Genomic DNA, 19,957 nt, shown 5'->3' with positions numbered 1-19,957 from the left:
GCATCGAGCGCGATTCGACGCTGGCTGCCGATCATCCGGCGCGCCATGTCGTTTTCGAAGCGATGCAATCGCACACCGTGTGCCTGAGCGGCAGACGCGGATTACATCTCCGGAATGCGGATATCCGCCTGGACGATTTCGCTGCCGCGCGCCGATGCGGCGTTGACGGCTTCGTCCTTCTTGCTATATGGACCAATGGTTTCGGCGCCATCGAACGGAAAGAGCAGACGGCCGTCGGTCTTTCTGACGACTTTGAGCGTGCCGAAAAACCCGGAGGTGGGCGAGCCGCGGTAAGACGCATAAATTTCGAAGTCGCCGGCGCTGACGCCAGGCGCGGGACCGGTATAGCGGGAGGGGGAAAGCACGAGCTTCGGTCTTCGTCCAGTCATGATCTTCATCGGTAGCGTACGAGGGCTCGCCGGGAAGCAGCCGGACACCGGGGCAACGGTTTGAGCATCGCGCCGCTCGGGTTTGTTGATCTTCCCGACGAGCGGTGCGAGTACTGACTACTCAGCACTAACCGTTCCAGTCATCGGCTGCCTTGCCGTGCGGGTTTCGACAGGATGAAAGAAAGCGGTATCCGCTCAACGCGACGCTTATGGCGCAAGCAACGGGTCGATAAGCTTGGTGGACCAGGGAAGGATGACGGACGCGGGCATGGCCAAATGCTGCACGGACAAACGCGAATGCCACGTAACGTGCGACGCGGAACGTGCCGTTACTTCGCGCGGCCCGCAAACCGTTCCATTGCCTTTTCGAAGCGCGGATCGCCGAGATAGCCGACGTTGAAGCGGAACCACGGCGAGACGCTATTCGCGTGCGCCGAGAAAATGGTGCCGGGCGCGAGAATCACGTGCTTGTCGAGCATCTCGCGTGCGAAGGCGATGGAGTCGTCGCAACCGGGCAGCCTGGCCCACAGGTACAGACTCTGATCGCTCACCTTGTAAAGCGTCGCGCCGCAACGCGTGAGCACTTCGACGCCATTGGCCGTCGCGCGCCGTAGCCGGTCTTGCAGGCGATTGGTATGCCGCAGGAAATGACCGTCGCTGACGATGGCGTCTAGCGTGCGTTCGCAGTATTCCGAGCTGCTGACGTGTGTGAGCATTTTCACGTCGGCCAGATCGCTTGCCAGATCCGCGCCGCACGCCAGAAAGCCGACCCGCAGTGCTGCCGATACCGACTTCGAAAAGCTGCCGACATAGATCGTGCGCCGCAATTGATCGAGCGCGCAGATGCGCGTGGCCGAGCGCGGCTTGAGATCGGCGAGGGCATCGTTTTCGACGACGATCAGATCGTGCGCTTCGGCAAGCCGCAAGATGCGATGGGCCTTGGCCGCGCTGATATCGGTCGCGGTCGGATTATGGCCGACCGATTGCGTGAAGAAGAGCTTCGGACGATGCGTCTTGAGCTGCTCTTCGAGCGCCACGATATCGGGCCCGTCCACACCGCGCGGCACGCCGACGATATTCGCGCCCGAGAGCTTGAGCTTGCCGAAGAGCGCGTAGTAACCGGGGTCATCGACGAGAACCGTGTCGCCCGCGCGCACGAAGTAACGCACGACCATGTCCATGGCCTGATTCGCGCCATGCGTGAGGACGATCTGCGGCGGCGCGGCCTCGATCTCGTATCCGGCCAGCTTTTGCTGCAAATGTTGGCGCAACGGCAGATAACCGAAGCGGCTGCCGTACCGAAAGAGCGACGCGACGCCCGTGCGCACCACGCGCTGATGAAAGTGATCGAGCCGCGTCTCTTCGAGCCACGCGACGGGCGGAAAGCCTTCGCCCACGTTGAGAAAGTCGGGCTTGCTCTGCAACTGTTCGCGCATGAGCCAGACGGAATCCATCGCGCGATCGAGTGTGGGCGCGTCTTCATCCGCTGGTTGCTGCCCGGCGACGCTCGCGACGAAAAAGCCCGCGCCGCGTCTCGGTTCGATCAGACCGCGCGCGGTCAACGCGTCGAACGCGCTGATGACGGTGTTCTTCGAGCAACCGTTCGCCTCAGCGTATTCCCTGATGGAAGGCAGTTTGTCGCCGGCGCGCAGGAGCCCGTCCTCGATCTGTCTGGCCAGATTGTCCGCCAGTGTTCCTGACAGGCTGGGCTTCTCATGGCGCATAGCATCTTCCTCTCGTCGCATGTTCGCGTCTGTCATGGGTACAGTACGCGCGCTGTCTTCTCGAATTGTACCTTTCCATTGGGTACAGCAAGCCTATTATTCGCCCAACCGCCGCACGCCCGCAAGCTTCGCGGGCGACGGATCGGACATCCATCGAAAGAGATAAGAGGAAGACACATGACAGATTCGCAATTGCCCAACTTTCGCGCGATGTCACCCGCGCAGCGCCTGAGCCATATTGCCCAGGCGACGGGCATGGACGACGCCGAGCACGCGCTACTGAAGACGCCCGGCGCGCTGCCGCTCGAAACGGCGGACGGCATGATCGAAAACGTGATCGGCACCTTCGAATTGCCGATGGCCGTCGCAGGCTACTTTCAGATCAACGGTCGCGACGTGCTGGTGCCGATGGCGGTGGAAGAGCCGTCTATCGTCGCCGCAGCCTCTTATATGGCGAAGCTCGCGCGCGTGGAAGGCGGCTTTCGCACGTCGAGCACCGGTCCGCTGATGCGCGCGCAGGTGCAGGTGGTCGGCGTGTCGGACCCGTACGGCGCGCGTCTCGCTATCCTCAAGCATCGCGACGAGTTGATCGAGATGGCGAACGCACGCGACAAGGTGCTGATCGGTCTTGGCGGCGGTTGCCGCGATATCGAAGTACACGTGTTTCCGGATACGCCGCGCGGCGCGATGGTCGTCGCGCATCTGATCGTCGATGTTCGCGACGCCATGGGCGCCAACACCGTCAACACGATGGCCGAAACCGTAGCCGGGCGTATCGAGGAAATCACGGGCGGCAAGGTGCGGTTGCGCATCCTCTCGAATCTCGCGGACTTGCGGCTTGCGCGCGCCTCCGTGCGCTACAGCGCCGCCACGCTGCAAACGAAGGAGTATTCGGGCGAAGACGTGATCGCCGGTGTGGTCGATGCCTATCTCTTCGCCGCCATCGATCCGTATCGCGCGGCGACGCATAACAAGGGCATCATGAACGGTATCGATCCGGTGATCGTCGCGACCGGCAACGACTGGCGCGCGGTCGAAGCGGGCGCGCATGCCTATGCGAGCCGCGGCGGCCGCTATACGTCGCTGACCACGTGGGAGGTGGCGAACAACGGCGACCTCGTCGGCACCATTGAAATGCCGATGCCCGTGGGGCTCGTCGGCGGCGCGACCAAGACGCATCCGCTCGCGCGGCTCGCGTTGAAGATCATGCAAGTCGAATCGGCGCAGGATCTCGGCGAAATCGCCGTGGCCGTCGGCCTCGCACAGAACATGGGCGCGTTGCGCGCGCTTTCCACGGAAGGCATCCAGCGCGGCCACATGGCGCTGCACGCGCGCAATATTGCGCTGGCGGCGGGCGCGAGCGGCGCGGATATCGACTGGGTCGTGAAGAAGATGGTCGCCGCGCGCAACGTGAGCGTCGACTACGGCATGAGCCTGCTGCAGGGGCCGCGCGATGCATGAGCTTCCGAAGCGCGTGCGGATTGTCGAAGTCGGTCCGCGCGATGGCTTGCAAAACGAGCCGTCGCCCGTCTCGGCAACGGTGAAGGCCGAACTGATCGAGCGTCTGATCGATGCTGGCGTGCGCTATGTCGAAGCCGCGTCGTTCGTCTCGCCGAAATGGGTGCCGCAAATGGCCGATGGCGCGCAAGTGCTCGAGCGCGTGTTGCCGTCCGCGCGCCGCACGGGTACGACGCTCGCCGCGCTCGTGCCGAATCTCAAGGGACTCGAAGCCGCGCTCGCCGCACACGCGGATGAAGTCGCGGTGTTCGCGGCGGCGTCCGAGTCGTTCTCGCAGAAGAACATCAACTGCTCGATCGACGAAAGCATCGCGCGCTTCGAGCCGGTGATCGGCGCCGCGCGCGAGGCGGGCGTGCGCGTGCGCGGCTACGTGTCGTGCGTGCTCGGCTGCCCGTTCGAAGGCGAGATCGCGCCGGAGGCGGTCGCGCGCGTCGCCAAACGGCTTTACGATCTCGGCTGCTACGAGATCAGCCTGGGCGACACCATCGGTGCGGGCACGCCGCTCAAGACGCAAGCCATGCTCGACGCGTGCGCCGCGCAGGTTCCGCTGCATGCGCTCGCCGGCCACTTCCACGACACGTGGGGCATGGGTGCCGCCAACGTGCTGGCCGCGCTGCAACGCGGCGTGACGACCTTCGACAGCTCGGTATCCGGTATTGGCGGATGCCCTTATTCGCCGGGCGCGACGGGCAATGTCGCGACCGAGGACATCGTCTACCTGTGCGAAGGCATGGGCATGACGACGGGCATCGACCTCGACAAACTTGCGGATGCGGGCGCGTTCATTTCGGCAGCGCTCGGACGCGGAACATCGTCGCGCGTGGCGCGTGCACTGGAGGGCAAACGCCAGCGGGAAAGCGCTGCGCGCAAGGTTTGACGCACGACATCAATACGATACGAACTCCGTATAAGGAGGAGACATGGAACAACAACTCGCCGCGCCTCAGCGCGGTCATCGGGCAACGACGAACGCGGCCGAGGCCGACTACAAGCTCGTCGAAATCTGGGGCGATACCGTCGATACGCGGCATCTCGCTTGGTCGGTCGTGCTCGGCATCGCGATCAGCTATGGCGCGTTCGCGGCGGCCAATCGCGTGCTCGCGGCCTATGTACCCGACCCGGCGATGGCGCGCGCCTACGCGATGCTCGTCGGTCTCGCGGGATGCCTGATTGCGGGCGCGGTCTGCGCGAAGCTGTTCCGCCCGAAGCGCGAAGTGATCGAGGAAGCGCATGGCGCGGCGGGCCGCGAGGAAGTGCTCGCGCAACTTGCGAGCGAAGCGGGTGGGCTCGGACGCGTCGCGGATCTGCCGCCCGCGGTGGCGGCGGAAATGAAGGAACTCGGCCTCTACGAGCTCTTTGCCGATTACGAAAAGCGCGCCGATGTGCGCGAAGGAGCGCGCTGATGGAACCGCTCGTTCAACAACTGCTCGTCGCGCTGTCGATGGGTCTCATCGGCGCGGTCGTCTTTGCGGGCATCGGCCTCATCTCGGGCACGGACGAAACCACCACGCTCGCGCCGCTTACGCTGCTCGTCGTGTTGCTGGGTGTGCCGCCCGTCGGCGTGTTCTCGTTCTTCATGGCGGGCGCGGTCTCCAAGCACATGACACACGCGATACCCACCGCGCTGCTCGGCATTCCCGGCGACACGCTCGCCACGCCGCTTCTGCAACAAGCGACGATGCTGCGCAATCTCGGCGTGCCGCACATTGCGCTGCGCAAGATGATCTCGGGCGCGATCATCGCGGCATTCGTCGCGGTCCCGCTCGCGGTGCTGTTCGCCGTGCTGCTCGCACCGTTCGGGCCGGTCATCACGAAGGCCGCGCCGTGGGTGTTTCTGGCGGCGGCCATTGCCATTGCATACTTTTCGTCGGGACGCTGGGCTTCGGTGCTGCTGCTCGTGCCGTTCGTGCTTTTGATCATCGGCTTGCAGGCGCTCACGGGCAAATACGGCGTCAAGCTCTCGGTTAGCTACTTTCTCGGCATCGCCATCGGGCCGCTTATCGCCGATCTCTTTTCGATACTCTCGCCCGTGGGCCGCACGCATATGCGGCGCGATCGTCCGCGCACGTTTTCGCTCGCGCCCGATGTAAAGGGCTGGAGCGGTTACTTCCCGAATCCGCTGAAGGTGCTCGATGGCCAGCAACGCGGCTGGGTCGTCGCGACCGCCGCCATCTCCAGCGCGACCTTCGTGTTCAGCCCGGTCGCGATGACGGTCGTGCTCGGCGAACTCGTCGGCTCGCGCGTGAAGCATGCGTATCACCGGCTCACGACCGTGATTTCGGCGCGTAACGGTGTGACCGAGGCCACGTATATCGCCGAGGCGCTGATTCCGCTCATTGCTTTCGGTCTGCCGCTGAGTCCGGTGGCGGCGGGACCGGCCGCGCCGCTCTTCAACGCGCCGCCGCGCTTTACCGTGGATACCGCGACGGGTCACATCAACAATCTTCACACGATGATGACGACCTGGCAGTTTCTCGGCTTCGGCTTGCTTGCGGTGGTGCTGGCGGCGCTCGTGGCCTATCCGCTGTCGATGAACTACGCGCATCGCGCGGCGTCGTTCGTCGCACGCAAGCTGAGTCACGAGGCGATCATCGCGACCTTCGTCGGCTTGATCGTGGTGATCAGCGTGTGGGAAGGGCAACTGCTCGGGCTGCTCGTGATCCTGACCGTGGGGCTGATCGGCGGACTATTGTCGCGCTTATTCGGCTTCAACACCGGCGTGCAGTTCATGGGCTACTACACGGCGGTCCTGAGCGTGCCGGCCATCACGAAGCTCTTCGGCGGCTAGCCGCGCGCGGACGTATCCTTGATGGTTCACGCCATCGAGGAGCGAATGTGACGAGTCAGGACTTGAAAGAGCGCGCGGTGTCGCCTCCCGTGGTGCGGCACGCCGCGCCGCAAGGTCCGTGCGATGAACTGATCATTCGCACGCAGCCTGAAGCGACCGATCGACCCTGCCGGCGCAAACGGCTCGCGCTGGCGGCGACGATCCTCGGTTCCAGCATGGCCTTCATCGACGGCTCGGTCGTCAACGTCGCGCTCTCGTCCATTCAAAGCCAGCTTGGCGCGAGCGTCGCGGCCATGCAGTGGGTCGTGAACGCGTATCTGCTTTCGCTCGGCTCGCTCGTGCTGGTCGGCGGGTCGATGGGCGACAAGCTCGGCCGTCGCACCGTGTTCATCGCGGGCATCGCCATCTTCATGCTGGCTTCGGCGGTATGCGGCTTCGCGCCCGATACCGCGTGGCTCATCGGCGCGCGGGCGGTGCAGGGCATCGGCGCGGCGCTCCTCGTGCCGAGCAGTCTCGCGATCATCGGCGCCGTGTTCGAGGGCGAAGCGCGCGGACGCGCCATCGGCACATGGGCGGGCGTTGGCGCAATTACGTCGGCGCTCGGTCCGGCGGCGGGCGGCTGGCTCGTCGATGCCTACTCATGGCGCGCGATCTTCTTCCTCAATGTGCCGCTGGCCGCCGCGACCATCGCGCTCGCCATGCTGGCCGTTCCCGACAGCCACAAGCCCGACGCGACACAGCGCCTCGACTGGCCCGGCGCGGCCTGCGCGGCGGCGGGACTCGCGGCGCTGACCTATGGACTCACGGAAGCATCGGCACGCGGTTTCGGGAATCCGCTCGTGCTGTGCGCGCTGGGCGTCGGCGTGCTCGTGCTTGCCGTGTTCGTCGCGATAGAAGCGAAAAGCGCGGCGCCGATGATGCCGCTCGATGTCTTCCGCTCGCGCGACTTCAGCGGCGCGAACGTCGTCACGTTGCTGCTGTACTTCGGCTTGGGCGGCGTGTTGTTCTTCCTGCCGTTCACGCTGATTCGCGCCTATGGCTATACGGCGACGCAAGCGGGCGCAGCGCTCTTGCCGATGCCGCTCATCATCGGACTGCTGTCGCGCGTGACAGGCGGCGTGACGGGGCGCTTCGGCGCGCGCACATTGTTGACCGTGGGGCCGTGCGTCGCGGGCTTCGGCTTCGGCATGCTCGCGCTGCCTTTCGTGAGCGGCAGCTACTGGACGAGCTTTCTTCCCGCGCTCGTCGTGCTCGGCATCGGCCTCACGATCACGGTCGCGCCGCTCACGTCGGTAGTCATGGCGTCGGTCGAAAGCGAACGCGTGGGCGTGGCATCGGGGATCAACAATGCGGTTGCGCGCGTGGCGAGCCTGCTTGCGATTGCGCTGCTCGGCATTGTGTTCGTGTGGTCGCACGACGCCGCGATGGCTTCCAAGGCAGCATCTGTCAGCGATGCCAGCGCGGTCGCCGGCGCATTGCGCGCCGTCGCGTTGCTGTCCGCGCTATGCGCGTTCGCAGCGGGAGGCGTCGCGGTCGCGACGATTCGCTCCGGCCGTTAAGTGTTGTTTACGTTCATTCGACGCTCGGCGGCGTGACGCGCGATGAGCTCGTCGAGCCGCGATAGGAAGAGGCGCAAGGTCGGCGACTGATTCGACTTGCTATAGCCGACAGCCAGGTCGATGGTCGGTGCATCGCCCGCCAAGGGACGGCTGACAACGGACCACGGCATCAGGTTCTGAACGTACGATGGAATCAGCACGAGACCGCGTGTCGATGCCACGAGCGACATGACCATCGCCGGGTTATCGACGCTCTGCGATGGCACGATATGCACGCCCGAGCGTTCGAGATAATCGTCGACGACGGAACGCAGCACCTTCGCCTTGCCCGCCATGGCAATGAACGGTTCGCCCACGAGGTCTTGCGGCGCAATCTCGGCGCGTTCGGTCAACGCGTGATCGCTCGGCATCAACACGACGAGCGGTTCTTTATCGACGATGTAATACGCCAGATCGAAGTCCGGCTCCGCGCGCATGAAGGCGAGGTCGAGCTTGCCGCGCGCGACACCTTCCGCGAGTTCGGTCGAATAATCGCTCGATACCGTGACATCGACGTTGAGCAATTCGTCGCGAAGAATATGCATGGCGCCCGGAAGCCAGTTCATCTCTTGGCCCGTGAGAAAGCCGAGCGCGAAACGTTGTTTGCTTGGCGTCGCGGCACGGCGCGCGGCTTCGACGGCGGCATCGACCTGATTCAAGGCGATTTTCGCGTGCTCCATGAAGGCCTTGCCAGCGGGCGTCAGATCCACGCCGCGCGCGCTACGCTCGAAGAGGCGCGTGCCGACCTGATCTTCCAGATCGCGGATCTGTCTGCTGAGCGAAGGCTGCGACGTGAACAGCCGCTGTTCCGCCGCTTCGGTCAGACTGCCGGTTTCCGCCACTGCAATGAAGTACCGCAGATGCCGCAGTTCCATGGGCTTCCCGTGCGAGTCGTTGAACGTATCACCCGGAGATTATCCGGGCAATCGTCCAACTGCACGAGTCGTCATGCGCGTTCAACGGTCAAAGCTTCGAGCCGCCGTCCACGTGTAGCGTCTCGCCCGTGACCCAGCGTGCGGCATTCGAAGCAAGAAAGGCCACGGCGTCGCCGATGTCGTCCGGCTGCGCAATGCGTTTGAGCGCCTGCATGCCGAGCGTGAATGCGCGGCCATCGTCGGTCTTCGTGAAGTTCGACATATCGGTTTCCACGACGCCCGGCGCCACCGCATTCACGCGAATGCCGCGTTCGCCGAGCGTCGCCGCGAAGTGCTTGACGAGCGTATCGACCGCGCCTTTGGTCGCGGCGTAAGCGGACAGCGAGTTCACGGATGCGCGCGCGACGAGCGACGACAGCAACACCACGCTGCTGCCCTTGCACATCGCGGGAAGCAGTTGCTGCACGAGGAAGTAGGGCGCGCGCACGTTCACGGCGTAGAGCGCGTCGAAGTCATCGACGGTCGTATTCTCAATGCTCGCGGCCTTCGAGATGCCCGCGTTGGCAACCAGGATGTCGAGCCTGTCGCCGACCACTTCACGTACACGCCGTGCGAGTTGATGCGGTCCGTCTGCATCGCGCAAATTCGCCTGCACTTTCTGCGCGGTGCCGCCTGCGGCGCGAATCTGCGCGACGACGGCTTCGGCTTCCTGTTCGCCGCTGCTGTAGTGAACCAGCACGCTTGCCCCCGCACGCGACAGCGCGATAGCCGTTGCGCGACCGATACCGCGCGATGCGCCCGTGACGAGCGCGGTTTTGCCTGAAAGATCGTTCATGTCGTTGCTCCTTTGAATCAGTAAGAGAACGCGTCAGCCCGCGGTCTTGCCACCATCGACGGTGACGATCTGACCCGTAACGAACGAGGCCGTATCCGAAGCAAGAAAGACTATTGCGCGCGCGATATCGACGGGCGTGCCAACACGTCCAAGCGGCACCTTCGATGCAAGCGCGGCCTTGCGTTCGGCTGTTCCGGTGAAGCGGTCGAGCATGCCGGTATCCGTGGGGCCGGGCGCCACTGCGTTGACGCGCACGCCGAGCGCCGCGACTTCGAGGGCGGCGGACTTCGTCATGCCTTCGACCGCATGCTTGCTGCCCGCATAGACCGACGCGAACGCCGCGCCTTCATGCCCGTAAGTCGACGACACGTTCACGATGCTGCCGTGCTTCTGCGCCTGCATGACGCGCAGTTCGTGCTTCATGCTAAGGAGCGTGCCGAGCACGTTGGTATCGAAAGTCGATGCATAGCTTGCGGCGCTCTGATCGACGATCGCACCGGGCTGGCCTTCGGTGCCCGCGTTGTTCACGGCGGCATCGATACGGCCGAGGTGCGCGACGGCTGCATCGACGAGATCGCGCACGCTGTCTTCGTGGCGTACGTCGGCGGCAACGAAGAACGCTTCTGCACCGCGTTCGCGCAGTTCGGCTTCGAGCGCGCGTCCTTCGGCTTCACGCCGGCCCGATACGACGATGCGCGCGCCGCTGTCGGCAAAAGCAAACGCCGTTGCGCGGCCAATGCCGGTGAGCGCGCCCGTGATGAGAATGACTGGCTTGTCCATTTCGTGACTCCATGAGGTCTGAGAGAGACGGGGTTGTGTTGCAGACCCGTCGGTGGAATCAAATGTAGGGTGCGTGCTTGCTCAAGAAAAAGACTTTCGAGGCAGTGTGCCATGCCTGCGAGGCATGGCACACTGGGATCACGAACTGGCCTCGCGTTCGGGAAAACGCCACTCATGTCCCGCGACGCTATGTGCGTCACGTCACATTCAATCGCCAGGCGCGAGTCTATAAAGACTGGTCGCGACCATCGAGACGTTGCGCGTCATTCGTCGTACTTGCGTACATTCGCAGCCCGCCCCCAACGGAGTTTCCATGAACACGACGATGAGCATGAGCTTCAAAACCCGAATGAAACGCACGATCAAATGGCGGCTGATCGCCGTGGTCGCCGCGTTGCCGGACTGGGTTCAGACGCTGCTCTTCGTCTCGTGGATCAGGCGCTTCGGCGAACGCGTGCCTGTCTTGCGCGTGCTTTATAACGGCTGTTATAGAACGCATCCTATCGACCGCATGCTCGGCACCGATACAGGCGGCGTCTATCCGCCCGAATCCGACAGCGGCCCCGGCGCCGATGCGGGCAATCTACCGTATATGGGATCGCAGCCAAGCATTGTGCGGCATGCGCTGCAGCAACTCGGAGACGTGCGTGGCAGCACGTTCATCGATATCGGCTGCGGAAAAGGGCGGCCGATGATCGTGGCCACCGAGTTTCCCTTCGACGCCGTGCTCGGTTATGACCTGGCCGAGCCGCTCATCGAGATAGCGAACCGCAATGCCGAGATCGTTGCGCGCCGGTTTCCGCAGAGGATACGCATGCAGGCCTTCGTCGAGAATGCGCTCGAACTCGCATTTCCGAAGGGCGATCTCGTTGTCTTCCTGTTCAATCCCTTCGGCGCCGCGCTCATGGCGACGCTTCTGAACAATCTGGAGAAAGCGGTTGCAGATGCAACTATCCGCAAACTCACGGTGGTTTATATCTACCCCGTCTGCGCGCATGTCTTCGATCAATCGCCGATCTTGACGCGACACCTCTCGCGCTCGATTCCCTATGACAGTCAAGAAATAGGCTATGGGGCAGAGTCGGAGCAGACTGTGATCGTCTGGAGCAACGCAGCACGAACGGACGTTTGAGTTCCGGCAATGTGCGCTAGTACACGTTCACTTTCGTTGGGTATTCTAAATATTCGTTGAACCCTGCGCGAAGTGAACCATACTTCCTTGGCATTTTCCGATCACTACCGCCACGTCGGCTGACTCATAAGAAGAGTCGGACGCGGAGCGTTCGCGGGCAATCCGCGGGCACGAGGGGACAAACATGGCTTCCACGATTACCCGGCGCTCGTTCGTCACGGGGACGGCGTCGGCGCTTGCGCTCGCGTCCATACCCGAACTCGGTTTCGCCGCGACGCCCAATGTCATACGGCTCGAATGGCAAGTCTTCAAGACAACGCCTCACTACGCGTCGTTTCTCAATGCCATCCGCACCATGCGAGCCACGGCCGACAGCAGCAAACCGGCATCATGGCAGTACTGGAGCAACGTGCATTCGAATTATTGCCCGCATGGCGTGGCGTATTTCCTGACGTGGCATCGCGGTTATATCTATTACTTCGAGCAACAACTGCGCACTGTGTCAGGCGATAACACGCTGACGCTTCCGTACTGGGATTACTACACGTATCCCGTGATGCCCTCCGAATTCACCGATACGGCGAGCGGCAATCCCTTATACACATCGCGTGTGAACACGAACGTCTATCAGGCGCTCGATTTGAGCCCGTTCGCGCGCAGCGTCGCCAATTTTCAGCGCGGCACGAGCAACGCGTTCGAGACTAAACTGGAGAATGCACCGCACAATCCGGTGCATGACATCATCGGCGGATACATGGCGGATATCATGACCGCGCCGCTCGATCCCATTTTCTATCTGCATCATGCGAATCTCGACCGCCTGTGGAATGCGTGGTCGTTGCGCTCGACGAGCAAGGTTCCTGCAGCCAACAACAAGTACTGGTCCGGCAGCTTCACGTATGCGACCAACCTCACGATGACGAAGGCCAAGACGCGGACGACCACGGGGCTGGGATACGATTACGCCAACGATACCGTTCCAGTCATTTTGCCGCCGCAAGCAGAACGCGGCGGAATCATTCGGGTTCAGGCGCAAATGTCACCCATAAGCGGACGTCCTCAGATCGGCACCTTTACCGCAAGCGCGGGGCGCACGGTGTCATCCACGCGGCGTTCGCTTGGCGGCGTGAAGGGCGTGGCCCTTGCCGACAACTCCATCAGCGCGCGCATTCCGCTTCAAGCCGCCAATGCTACGTTGCTGCGCGATACGCTTGCCGTGGCTCCGGAAGCGGACGACAGCAGCGCGGTCGAATCGCAAGCGCAGTCGCAAGCGGCCAGGCCCGCCGCTTCGGGATTTCGTCATGTGAATCTCGTGCTGGACGGCGTGTCCATGCCGGCGGCGGCACGTGCCGGCGGATTCTTCTACAACGTCTATGTAAATTTGCCCGCAACCGGCGACCCGGATGCTCAACGCGATGCTCACTTCGTCGGCACGCTCGGCGCGTTCGAGGTATCGACAGCGACGCATCACGGCGGCAGCTCGATCGAGTTTCCCGTGACTGAATTGCTCGCGCGCGCGGGCGTGGCGAACCCGAATGAAGTGGTCGTGTCGTTCGTGCGCGTGAGCGGTGTGAATGCGGTTAAGGGAACGGCGATATCCATCGGCGAGATGCGCGTCGAACTTGCCGCGGACGCCCCATAAGCCGCGCTCACTGCGTTGATTTCTGTCCGTTTCTCGCGGTGAGTTGCTCGTACACGTCGTGCGACACCGCGAGCAATTGCGGCCGTGCAATCGCGCCCGATACCGCATAGCCGAAGTCGCCATCGACCCAATAGAACACGTTGACCGAGCCGTCCTGATACAGCTTGAACGCGGTGACGTCGCGGCTCACTTTGCGATGAGACACGTTGAGCGTGATGCGTTCGCCATTGGCATCGTGATACATGAACTGCGCGATAGGACCTTCATCGCCGGGCAAGAGACGGCCGCCCATCAGATTGAAGCCCACGCGCGTGAGCACGGGCGCGTGCACGTCGGTGCCGAGGCGGCTCGATAGCCACTTCACGAGTTCTTCTTCCTGATCCGCGCCGACTTCGACAGGACGCGTGACCATCGGCGCATACGTGACATAGGCGATAGCCGATTGCCGCGCGAACGATTCGTCGCGGGAGAGGCTGACGTGACGAAGCGACGCGTTCTCGCCATTCGGCATGAGCATGTCGCGCGCTGTTTCGCTGAACATGCCGCCCACGCCGATGCCGATACCCAGCACAAGTGCCGCAGCAAGTCCCGCAAAGCGCGGCCAATTCGCGGCTTCACGTCGACCCGCATCGACCTTCGTGACAGTGCTGGATGCCGATTCGAGCGGCAGCACGAGACGTTGCGGCAGCGGCTCTTGCAATACGCGATCGTAACGATCATGCAGCATGCTGTTGAGCGAAAAGTAGTCGCTCACGCGGCCCGCGAGCGCGTCGTCGGTTTCGAGCAGCCGATCGATTTCCTCGCGCCGGTGTTCGGCGATCACGCCATCCACGTAGGCCTGGATTTCGTCCTCGCTGACGGGAGTCGATTGTCTGTTCATCGCACCACCTTCAATTGAGCGCTGTCCTGCTTGCCTGCCATTAGCGCGCGAAGCCGCTCGCGTCCGCGCGAAAGCCGCGACATTACCGTGCCGAGCGGTATTTCGAGGGCGAGCGCCACTTCCGCATAGCTCATCTCTTCGAGCCCGACAAGCAGCACCACTTGCCGCTGTTCGATGGGCAGACGCTGTAGCGCGTAGTCGAGATCGCGCATTTCCAGCGATTGCGTGTCGCGGCTAGCCACCGCGAACTCGCTTTCGTCGATAGCTTCTTCATCGACGGACACATGCACGGCTCGCGCATCCGCACGGCGCGTTTGGTTGGCGAACACGTTGTGCATGATCGTGAAAAGCCACGCGCGCAGGTCGGTGCCGGACTCGAATTTTTCGGTGTTGCGCAGGGCGCGTTCGAGCGTGTCCTGAACGAGATCGTCGGCGAGTTCCTGATTGCGGATGAGCGCACGCGAATAGCGCCGCAAACGCGGTACGTGGTCCATCAATTGGTCTCGCACGCTCATTGCGGCTCCTTGCAGCGGGCGGTTCGATTGGTGACGCGGGCGTTCACGAGGCATTCCCTTGCATGTTCTGTTGCTTCGCCAGCAAGTCGGCCGCGCGCATCAGTCCTTGCGTACCCGCTCTAGCGCCCACCACTGTGCGCACGCCAGCGGTCGAGGTCCATTCGAGAAGGCGCGCCGCATCGATTCTATGCGCCTGCCACGGCGTTCGCATGGATGCCGCGGGTGCGCGCATCGAGAGCAGGACGAGCGGTTCATTTAAAGCGTTGCGATACGTGATGACGCTGACGGTCGAGAAAGCGCCGAGCGTCACGTTGCGTATGCAGGTAGCGCGAAATCCAAGCGACGAAAGATCGGGCGCGGCAGCGGCGGGAACGGGCGTTGTCGCTGTCGGTGCATCTATCGATAGTGCTTCGACGGCTGCGCGTTCGAGCGCCTCATCAGGGACGCGCACGGTGACCCAGATCGCCGAGATCATGAGCGCGAAACACGCCAGGATCGCCGCGAGTAACCGGAAGCGCAGGTCGATCGTGGGACGGCGCGATGCTGGTTGAGCGTGGCTGACGTCGTACATCGAACGCAGTTGCACGTTCAGTCGATCGTAAAACACGACTCTGCGTGCTTCGTCCGGCCGCCGCGCCAGATAGGCGTGCAAGCGCTCCGTCCTTTCCGACGCGAGCACGCCGTCCGCGAAAGCCTGAACATCGGCTTCGGATAGACGCATTTCAGAGGGCGGATTCACGATTGCGGGCCTGTTCGAAGATCGGGTCAATGACGCAAACAGCGCCACGCCGCGTTTATTCCGCAAGACGCGAAATATTTTTGAATGCAGCGGCGGGCGAGCTTGCGGCCATCAGGAACCGGCGTAGATATGGCAGAAGCTGTAGGGCCCCACGCATTGCGAGGCGCTCATGTTCATGCGTGCGTTGCCCGAGTCTCTCGTGGACGCGGCGCCGCCGTATGAGGTCGTATCTGCCGACTTTGCATGCGCAACCTGGTTCTGATAGATCGGGCTGACGTCGGGATACGAGGCATCGACCACGAGTCGCGAGCCGTTTTGCTCCGCCTGAACGAGTTGTGCGCGGACTTCGGCGCGTGTGAGGCTCTGCGCGAAAGCGCCTGAGGAGAGGACGAGTGCGGCGGATACAGCGGCGAGTTTGACGAGGTTCATGTTCGGCTCCTTGAGCGTGTTTAATGGGCTTGCATGTAGACAAACAACCGTTGCGGCGAATCTATTCCCGAGAATTTTCGGCATGAACGTGCTTGCTGACTGAGGGTTGGTTACTTCGCTTTGTCGTCACGTGCGAGCAGTGCGCGAATCTTTTGCTCGGTCTGCGCGTATTGACCTTCGCCGAAGTGGCTATAGACGAGTTTGCCGTTCTGATCGATGAGATAGAAAGCTGGCCAGTATCGATTCCCATAGGCTCGCCACGTCGCGAACTCGTTGTCTTGCGCAACGGGGTATTCAATGCCATTGCGAACGATGGCTTTCCTGAGATTGCCCGTATCGCGTTCGAAGCCATACTCGGGCGAATGCACGCCCACCACGACGAGCCCTTTGTCGCGATAGCGCGCATGCAAGTCTTTCACGTAGGGCAGCGTGTGAGCGCAATTGATGCAGTCGAAAGTCCAGAACTCGACGAGCACCACCTTGCCGCGCAGTTGCTTAAGATCGAGCGGCGCGCTGTTGAACCAGTTGTCGATACCCTTGAAGTCCGGCGCGTTTGCACCGTTCGCTACGGTTGCGGTAGCGGGCAACGAGACATGAGCGGATGCGAAGACCGCGAACGCCGCGCTGCCCGCGATGCCCGCTGCAACAGCGGCGATCCTGAAACGACTGAACATGATTTACTCCTTTGGAGTCGATTGCAGGTCGTATTGGATCGCGGCGGTGTATCTCGCTTGTGGTGGTTATGAATCGGCGTGTGTCGCTTCAGGATGCGGATACGCTGTGATACGAAGCGTATCCGCAAGGCATGGGCATGACGACGCTTTAGCGCAAGCTCAATGGCTCGCGTTGTACGCAAGATAGCGCCAGGCGAATTCATCGCCGATGCGCTGCACCTTGCCTGCTGAGGTCATCGGGAAATGCGCGGGAAAGACCGTTGCATTCGTCTCGGCTGCATGGTTCAAGAGCCATTCGCGCGAAGCGCGTGCGAGATCAGGTCGAAGGCAGAAGGTCGAACCGAACTGCGGTCTTGAAACTTGCAACGGGCTATGCATGACATCGCCCGAGAAGAGCGCACGCTCGTTGCCGGACGTTATCTCTATCGCCATGTGTCCCGCGCTATGCCCGAAGGTTGGCCAAAACCGGATGCCTTCGCGAAGGATTGCGCCTTCGTCCGGCACGGTAAGCGCGATGCCCGCATCGATCAAAGGCGCAACGCTGTCATCGAACACCATGCGTCGCGGTGCGCCCGCGGGCGTGTCGAAGAACGCGCGCTCACGTTCGCCGAATACATGAGTCGCGTTGGGAAACACAGGCGTCCAGCGCCCGTTCTCCCAATGCGTATTCCAACCGACGTGATCGACATGCAAATGCGTGAGCAGCACATAGTCCACGCGATGCCGGTCGAAGCCCGCCGCTTCGAAACGCTGCAGCACAGGGTTGTCGAGCCGGTCGAATAGCGCACTGAAGGGTCTTGGCTTTCCGTTGCCGATGCCCGTATCCACCACGAGCGTCAGCCCGTCGATCTCGACGACCCATAGATGTGTGCGTAGCGTCACTTGCTGATTGTCCGAACCGATGCTCGCCAAATTCTCGTTGGGAAACAGCACGTCGGCCTTTAACGAAAATTCCGTTTCGTCGATACGCGTGACCCGCATTTCATTAAGACGCCAGTCGAGCGCTGTGTTCATGCGTTCTTCCTCGTAGTCGATGCAATGCGCGTCGTCGCCAATGCGTAAAGCAGGGCGCTCGCAAGCGCGGATACACCGCCGACGATGGCGAGCGCCGTGCCTAAGCCGGCATGCGCACCCGCGAGATGCTCGTTGAGGTAGCCTACCGCGAGCGGACCGACGCCGCCGCTTATCGCATTGGTCATGAAGACGAGCAGCGCGATCGAACGGCCGCGCATGCGATTAGGCACGGCGATTTGCAGCGGCACAGGGGCGAGCGCCATCGCAATGCTCGCGGCGAGCGCGCATGCGCCGTAGAGCAAGATCGCGAGCGTGCTGTTGGTCACGAGCGGCATGGCGATGGCGGCGGGCACCAGCGCGGTCACGGCGCATGTCGACAGCATGAGGACTTTGTGTAGCGTGCGTTCGTCGGTGACGCGCGCGGCGAGCATGCCAGCAAGCGCCACGCCCATCATGCCGCCGGTCATGTATGCAGGCGCGGCCATCTTTCCGACCATGGCGGGCGCAAGATGAAAGTGCCGCATGAGCAAGGTGGGAAACCACGCGGCATGCGAATAGAACAGCGTGATGAGCGCGACATAAGCGGCAAAGTACGGTGCGCAGAAGCGATTGCGCACGAACAGTTCGGCGAGCACTTCGCGTAGCGAGGGCAGGGCTTCATCAAAATCTGTATTGGCGATGCTGGCAGTCGTGGCTTCGCGTCTTGCCGGCTCGCGGATCGTCAAGGCAACGAGTGCTGCCAGCACGAGTCCTGGTGATCCGACGAGCACGAAAACCGCTTGCCACGGCTGAAAGCCATGCGCGGCGAGCCATGTACTCACGTCGCCGCCAGCGGCGGATAGCAGCATGCCGCCGCCGAAGAGTGCAAGCCCGCCGCCGATATACGGTCCCAGCATGAAGACGCTGCTCGCTCGCGCGACCTTACGCGGCGCGAAGATATCGCTGAAGATGGAGAGCGCCGCAGGACTCAGCGCCGCTTCCGCGATGGCTGTTCCCGCGCGCGCGAACAGCAGTTCCGTGAAGCTCGTCGCGAAGCCGCAAAGAGCCGTGGAAATGGCCCAGATCGCGACGCATAGGGCGATCAGCCTGACGCGATTAGCGCGATCCACGAGACGCGCGACGAACACACCCGCAGTCGCATAGCACATGGTGAACGAGAAGCCTTGCAGCAGTCCGATTTGAGTATCGGTGATGCCGAGCGTGAGCTTGATCGGCTGCACGAGAATGCTGACGATCTGACGGTCCAGATACGAAAACGCGAAGCACGTGAAGAACAACAGCACGACGTACAGCGGATGACGGACGTCGAGCGGGGCATCGGCGTTAGAAGCCGACGCAAGCGGATGAGCGCTCATGCGAATGCTCCTTGAAATCAGTCGAGGGATGCTTCGGCGGCAAGAAGCGCAATGCAATCGCCAGCTTCGACGCGGGCAAAGGTGCGCGCACACATCACGCGACCATCGCCACGAAATGCGATTTCGCGCGGCGCGCGCCACGGTTCTTGTGGATCGAAGAGACGGCCCGCGAGCTGACCCGAGCGCACTTCGTCGTTCAAGGCGAAGGCGGGTTCGAATACGCCCGCATGCGGCGCATACACGTAATGCTGCGTGCCTTCCACGCGTAAATAACGCGTCCTGGGCGGCGCATCGTGCGCGGCATCGTGCAATACATCGAGGCGATGCAGCACGCGCTGCAAACCGCTTTCGACGATAGCGAGATTCGCCGCGTCGCAGCCGGCATGGCCGCCGAATTCGCCGCATAGGAAGAGCGTGTCGTGGCGTTCGGCCGCGGCTGCGAAGGTGCGATCCTCGCCGAGCAGATCCATGATCATGGTGTAGGGCGCGCCAAACGCGCGCACTAGATCGAGATAGCGCGCGCGACGTGCGGCATCGCCCGATGGCGGCGATGCAAGCAGTGTCGGCGCATGTTCGAAGCTCGCGCCGCCCGCGTGCAGGTCGATGACGACATCGGCGCGCGGCAGCAGTTCTGTCTCGACATAATGCGCAATCATCTCGGTCTGCTTGCCGTGACGTGAGCCGGGGAAGAGCCGGTTGAGATTGCCGCCGTCGATAGGCGATGTGCGCGAGCCATTCACGAACGCCGGAAAATTCAGCCCCGGTATGACGATGAGACGACCTCGAATCGAAAGCGATGGCATGCGCTGCATGAGCTTCATCAGCGCGACGGGGCCTTCGTATTCGTCGCCGTGATTGCCGCCGGTAAGAAGCACCGTGGGGCCGTCGCCCGCGTTCAGGACGGCGAGCGGAATGGGAATATGACCGTATGCGGAACGGTCATGCGACCACGGTAGACGCAGTGTGCCGGTCTGAAAACCGTGGCGTTCGTAGTCGATATCGGTTGCAATGAGCGAGGCTGTAGTGGACATGAGCGGATCTCGAATCGAGTAGGTTCGTATCCACTATTG

Annotated in this window: 20 protein-coding genes; 7 read left to right on the top strand and 13 right to left on the bottom strand. The window is 62.6% G+C overall.

Going from position 1 to position 19,957, the window contains the following annotated elements; genetic code table 11:
- Positions 1 to 101 precede the first annotated feature (101 nt).
- Together LDZ28_RS27450 and LDZ28_RS27445 are read right to left on the bottom strand one after the other, a co-directional pair.
- Positions 102 to 389, bottom strand: coding sequence for a DUF6723 family protein (locus tag LDZ28_RS27450; protein WP_244831787.1), 288 nt, complete (start codon positions 387 to 389; stop codon positions 102 to 104).
- 329 nt (positions 390 to 718) lie between these two features.
- Positions 719 to 2,113: a PLP-dependent aminotransferase family protein gene (locus LDZ28_RS27445; RefSeq protein WP_244831786.1), complete on the bottom strand. Its 1,395-nt coding sequence runs from the start codon at positions 2,111 to 2,113 to the stop codon at positions 719 to 721.
- A 177-nt stretch (positions 2,114 to 2,290) separates the two neighbouring features.
- Here LDZ28_RS27445 and LDZ28_RS27440 point away from each other — a divergent pair, with 177 nt between their 5' ends.
- The 5 genes from LDZ28_RS27440 to LDZ28_RS27420 are packed head-to-tail and all read left to right on the top strand — an operon-like array spanning position 2,291 to position 7,978.
- Positions 2,291 to 3,574, top strand: a complete 1,284-nt coding sequence (locus tag LDZ28_RS27440) for a hydroxymethylglutaryl-CoA reductase, degradative (RefSeq protein ID WP_244831785.1) — start codon at positions 2,291 to 2,293, stop codon at positions 3,572 to 3,574.
- A complete protein-coding gene (locus LDZ28_RS27435) occupies positions 3,567 to 4,508 on the top strand; it encodes a hydroxymethylglutaryl-CoA lyase (protein WP_244831784.1) in 942 nt (313 codons plus the stop codon). The genes LDZ28_RS27440 and LDZ28_RS27435 overlap by 8 nt, the downstream gene beginning before the upstream one ends.
- 43 nt (positions 4,509 to 4,551) lie before the next feature.
- On the top strand, positions 4,552 to 5,034 hold the full coding sequence (locus tag LDZ28_RS27430) for a hypothetical protein (RefSeq protein WP_244831783.1): 483 nt from the start codon (positions 4,552 to 4,554) through the stop codon (positions 5,032 to 5,034).
- Positions 5,034 to 6,419, top strand: a complete 1,386-nt coding sequence (locus LDZ28_RS27425) for a tripartite tricarboxylate transporter permease (protein WP_244831782.1) — start codon at positions 5,034 to 5,036, stop codon at positions 6,417 to 6,419. The genes LDZ28_RS27430 and LDZ28_RS27425 overlap by 1 nt, the downstream gene beginning before the upstream one ends.
- A 47-nt stretch (positions 6,420 to 6,466) precedes the next feature.
- The gene (locus LDZ28_RS27420; protein ID WP_370652286.1) at positions 6,467 to 7,978 is read left to right on the top strand and encodes an MFS transporter; all 1,512 of its coding nucleotides are present in this window, start codon (positions 6,467 to 6,469) and stop codon (positions 7,976 to 7,978) included.
- Here LDZ28_RS27420 and LDZ28_RS27415 read toward each other — a convergent pair.
- From LDZ28_RS27415 to LDZ28_RS27405, 3 genes are all read right to left on the bottom strand, one after another.
- Positions 7,975 to 8,892, bottom strand: a complete 918-nt coding sequence (locus LDZ28_RS27415; protein WP_244831781.1) for a LysR family transcriptional regulator — start codon at positions 8,890 to 8,892, stop codon at positions 7,975 to 7,977. The genes LDZ28_RS27420 and LDZ28_RS27415 overlap by 4 nt on opposite strands.
- Before the next feature lie 88 nt (positions 8,893 to 8,980).
- Positions 8,981 to 9,727, bottom strand: coding sequence for an SDR family NAD(P)-dependent oxidoreductase (locus LDZ28_RS27410; protein WP_244831780.1), 747 nt, complete (start codon positions 9,725 to 9,727; stop codon positions 8,981 to 8,983).
- Positions 9,728 to 9,760: 33 nt separating this feature from the next.
- Entirely contained in the window at positions 9,761 to 10,507 is a 747-nt protein-coding gene (locus tag LDZ28_RS27405) for an SDR family NAD(P)-dependent oxidoreductase (protein WP_244831779.1), read from the bottom strand.
- Positions 10,508 to 10,820: 313 nt separating this feature from the next.
- Between LDZ28_RS27405 and LDZ28_RS27400 the strand changes: the two genes are divergently transcribed.
- Together LDZ28_RS27400 and LDZ28_RS27395 are read left to right on the top strand one after the other, a co-directional pair.
- On the top strand, positions 10,821 to 11,639 hold the full coding sequence (locus LDZ28_RS27400; RefSeq protein ID WP_244831778.1) for a class I SAM-dependent methyltransferase: 819 nt from the start codon (positions 10,821 to 10,823) through the stop codon (positions 11,637 to 11,639).
- A gap of 184 nt (positions 11,640 to 11,823) precedes the next feature.
- Positions 11,824 to 13,281 (top strand): tyrosinase family protein, encoded by a 1,458-nt coding sequence (locus LDZ28_RS27395; RefSeq protein WP_244831777.1) that lies wholly within the window; start codon positions 11,824 to 11,826, stop codon positions 13,279 to 13,281.
- A 7-nt stretch (positions 13,282 to 13,288) separates the two neighbouring features.
- Here the strand turns inward: LDZ28_RS27395 and LDZ28_RS27390 are convergent, their stop codons facing one another.
- From LDZ28_RS27390 to LDZ28_RS27355, 8 genes are all read right to left on the bottom strand, one after another.
- Positions 13,289 to 14,161 carry an anti-sigma factor gene (locus tag LDZ28_RS27390; protein ID WP_244831776.1) on the bottom strand — a complete coding sequence of 291 codons (873 nt, stop codon included), beginning with the start codon at positions 14,159 to 14,161 and terminating at the stop codon, positions 13,289 to 13,291.
- Positions 14,158 to 14,676, bottom strand: a complete 519-nt coding sequence (locus LDZ28_RS27385) for an RNA polymerase sigma factor (RefSeq protein ID WP_244831775.1) — start codon at positions 14,674 to 14,676, stop codon at positions 14,158 to 14,160. Before LDZ28_RS27385 ends, LDZ28_RS27390 begins: the two co-directional genes overlap by 4 nt.
- A gap of 43 nt (positions 14,677 to 14,719) precedes the next feature.
- Entirely contained in the window at positions 14,720 to 15,415 is a 696-nt protein-coding gene (locus LDZ28_RS27380) for an anti-sigma factor (RefSeq protein ID WP_244831774.1), read from the bottom strand.
- A gap of 111 nt (positions 15,416 to 15,526) precedes the next feature.
- The gene (locus tag LDZ28_RS27375) at positions 15,527 to 15,844 is read right to left on the bottom strand and encodes a DUF4148 domain-containing protein (RefSeq protein ID WP_244831773.1); all 318 of its coding nucleotides are present in this window, start codon (positions 15,842 to 15,844) and stop codon (positions 15,527 to 15,529) included.
- A 110-nt stretch (positions 15,845 to 15,954) separates the two neighbouring features.
- Positions 15,955 to 16,518, bottom strand: a complete 564-nt coding sequence (locus tag LDZ28_RS27370) for a thioredoxin family protein (RefSeq protein WP_244831772.1) — start codon at positions 16,516 to 16,518, stop codon at positions 15,955 to 15,957.
- 159 nt (positions 16,519 to 16,677) lie between these two features.
- Entirely contained in the window at positions 16,678 to 17,532 is an 855-nt protein-coding gene (locus LDZ28_RS27365) for an MBL fold metallo-hydrolase (RefSeq protein ID WP_244831771.1), read from the bottom strand.
- Positions 17,529 to 18,887 (bottom strand): MFS transporter, encoded by a 1,359-nt coding sequence (locus tag LDZ28_RS27360; protein ID WP_244831770.1) that lies wholly within the window; start codon positions 18,885 to 18,887, stop codon positions 17,529 to 17,531. The genes LDZ28_RS27365 and LDZ28_RS27360 overlap by 4 nt, the downstream gene beginning before the upstream one ends.
- 17 nt (positions 18,888 to 18,904) lie before the next feature.
- Positions 18,905 to 19,918: a succinylglutamate desuccinylase/aspartoacylase family protein gene (locus LDZ28_RS27355; protein ID WP_244831769.1), complete on the bottom strand. Its 1,014-nt coding sequence runs from the start codon at positions 19,916 to 19,918 to the stop codon at positions 18,905 to 18,907.
- Positions 19,919 to 19,957: the final 39 nt, after the last annotated feature.

This window comes from Caballeronia sp. TF1N1 (genome assembly GCF_022878925.1).
In the GTDB taxonomy this organism is placed as follows: domain Bacteria; phylum Pseudomonadota; class Gammaproteobacteria; order Burkholderiales; family Burkholderiaceae; genus Caballeronia.
Note: the sequence above shows the minus strand (reverse complement) of the source record. Positions and strands in the feature narration are given on the sequence as shown.

Bases quoted from the DNA above. Each gene is read 5' to 3' on its own strand.
- LDZ28_RS27450 (WP_244831787.1), bottom strand. From the start codon at position 389: ATGACTGGACGAAGACCGAAGCTCGTGCTTTCCCCCTCCCGCTATACC.
- LDZ28_RS27445 (WP_244831786.1), bottom strand. From the start codon at position 2,113: ATGCGCCATGAGAAGCCCAGCCTGTCAGGAACACTGGCGGACAATCTG.
- LDZ28_RS27440 (WP_244831785.1), top strand. From the start codon at position 2,291: ATGACAGATTCGCAATTGCCCAACTTTCGCGCGATGTCACCCGCGCAG.
- LDZ28_RS27435 (WP_244831784.1), top strand. From the start codon at position 3,567: ATGCATGAGCTTCCGAAGCGCGTGCGGATTGTCGAAGTCGGTCCGCGC.
- LDZ28_RS27430 (WP_244831783.1), top strand. From the start codon at position 4,552: ATGGAACAACAACTCGCCGCGCCTCAGCGCGGTCATCGGGCAACGACG.
- LDZ28_RS27425 (WP_244831782.1), top strand. From the start codon at position 5,034: ATGGAACCGCTCGTTCAACAACTGCTCGTCGCGCTGTCGATGGGTCTC.
- LDZ28_RS27415 (WP_244831781.1), bottom strand. From the start codon at position 8,892: ATGGAACTGCGGCATCTGCGGTACTTCATTGCAGTGGCGGAAACCGGC.
- LDZ28_RS27410 (WP_244831780.1), bottom strand. From the start codon at position 9,727: ATGAACGATCTTTCAGGCAAAACCGCGCTCGTCACGGGCGCATCGCGC.
- LDZ28_RS27405 (WP_244831779.1), bottom strand. From the start codon at position 10,507: ATGGACAAGCCAGTCATTCTCATCACGGGCGCGCTCACCGGCATTGGC.
- LDZ28_RS27400 (WP_244831778.1), top strand. From the start codon at position 10,821: ATGAACACGACGATGAGCATGAGCTTCAAAACCCGAATGAAACGCACG.
- LDZ28_RS27395 (WP_244831777.1), top strand. From the start codon at position 11,824: ATGGCTTCCACGATTACCCGGCGCTCGTTCGTCACGGGGACGGCGTCG.
- LDZ28_RS27390 (WP_244831776.1), bottom strand. From the start codon at position 14,161: ATGAACAGACAATCGACTCCCGTCAGCGAGGACGAAATCCAGGCCTAC.
- LDZ28_RS27385 (WP_244831775.1), bottom strand. From the start codon at position 14,676: ATGAGCGTGCGAGACCAATTGATGGACCACGTACCGCGTTTGCGGCGC.
- LDZ28_RS27375 (WP_244831773.1), bottom strand. From the start codon at position 15,844: ATGAACCTCGTCAAACTCGCCGCTGTATCCGCCGCACTCGTCCTCTCC.
- LDZ28_RS27370 (WP_244831772.1), bottom strand. From the start codon at position 16,518: ATGTTCAGTCGTTTCAGGATCGCCGCTGTTGCAGCGGGCATCGCGGGC.
- LDZ28_RS27365 (WP_244831771.1), bottom strand. From the start codon at position 17,532: ATGAACACAGCGCTCGACTGGCGTCTTAATGAAATGCGGGTCACGCGT.
- LDZ28_RS27360 (WP_244831770.1), bottom strand. From the start codon at position 18,887: ATGAGCGCTCATCCGCTTGCGTCGGCTTCTAACGCCGATGCCCCGCTC.
- LDZ28_RS27355 (WP_244831769.1), bottom strand. From the start codon at position 19,918: ATGTCCACTACAGCCTCGCTCATTGCAACCGATATCGACTACGAACGC.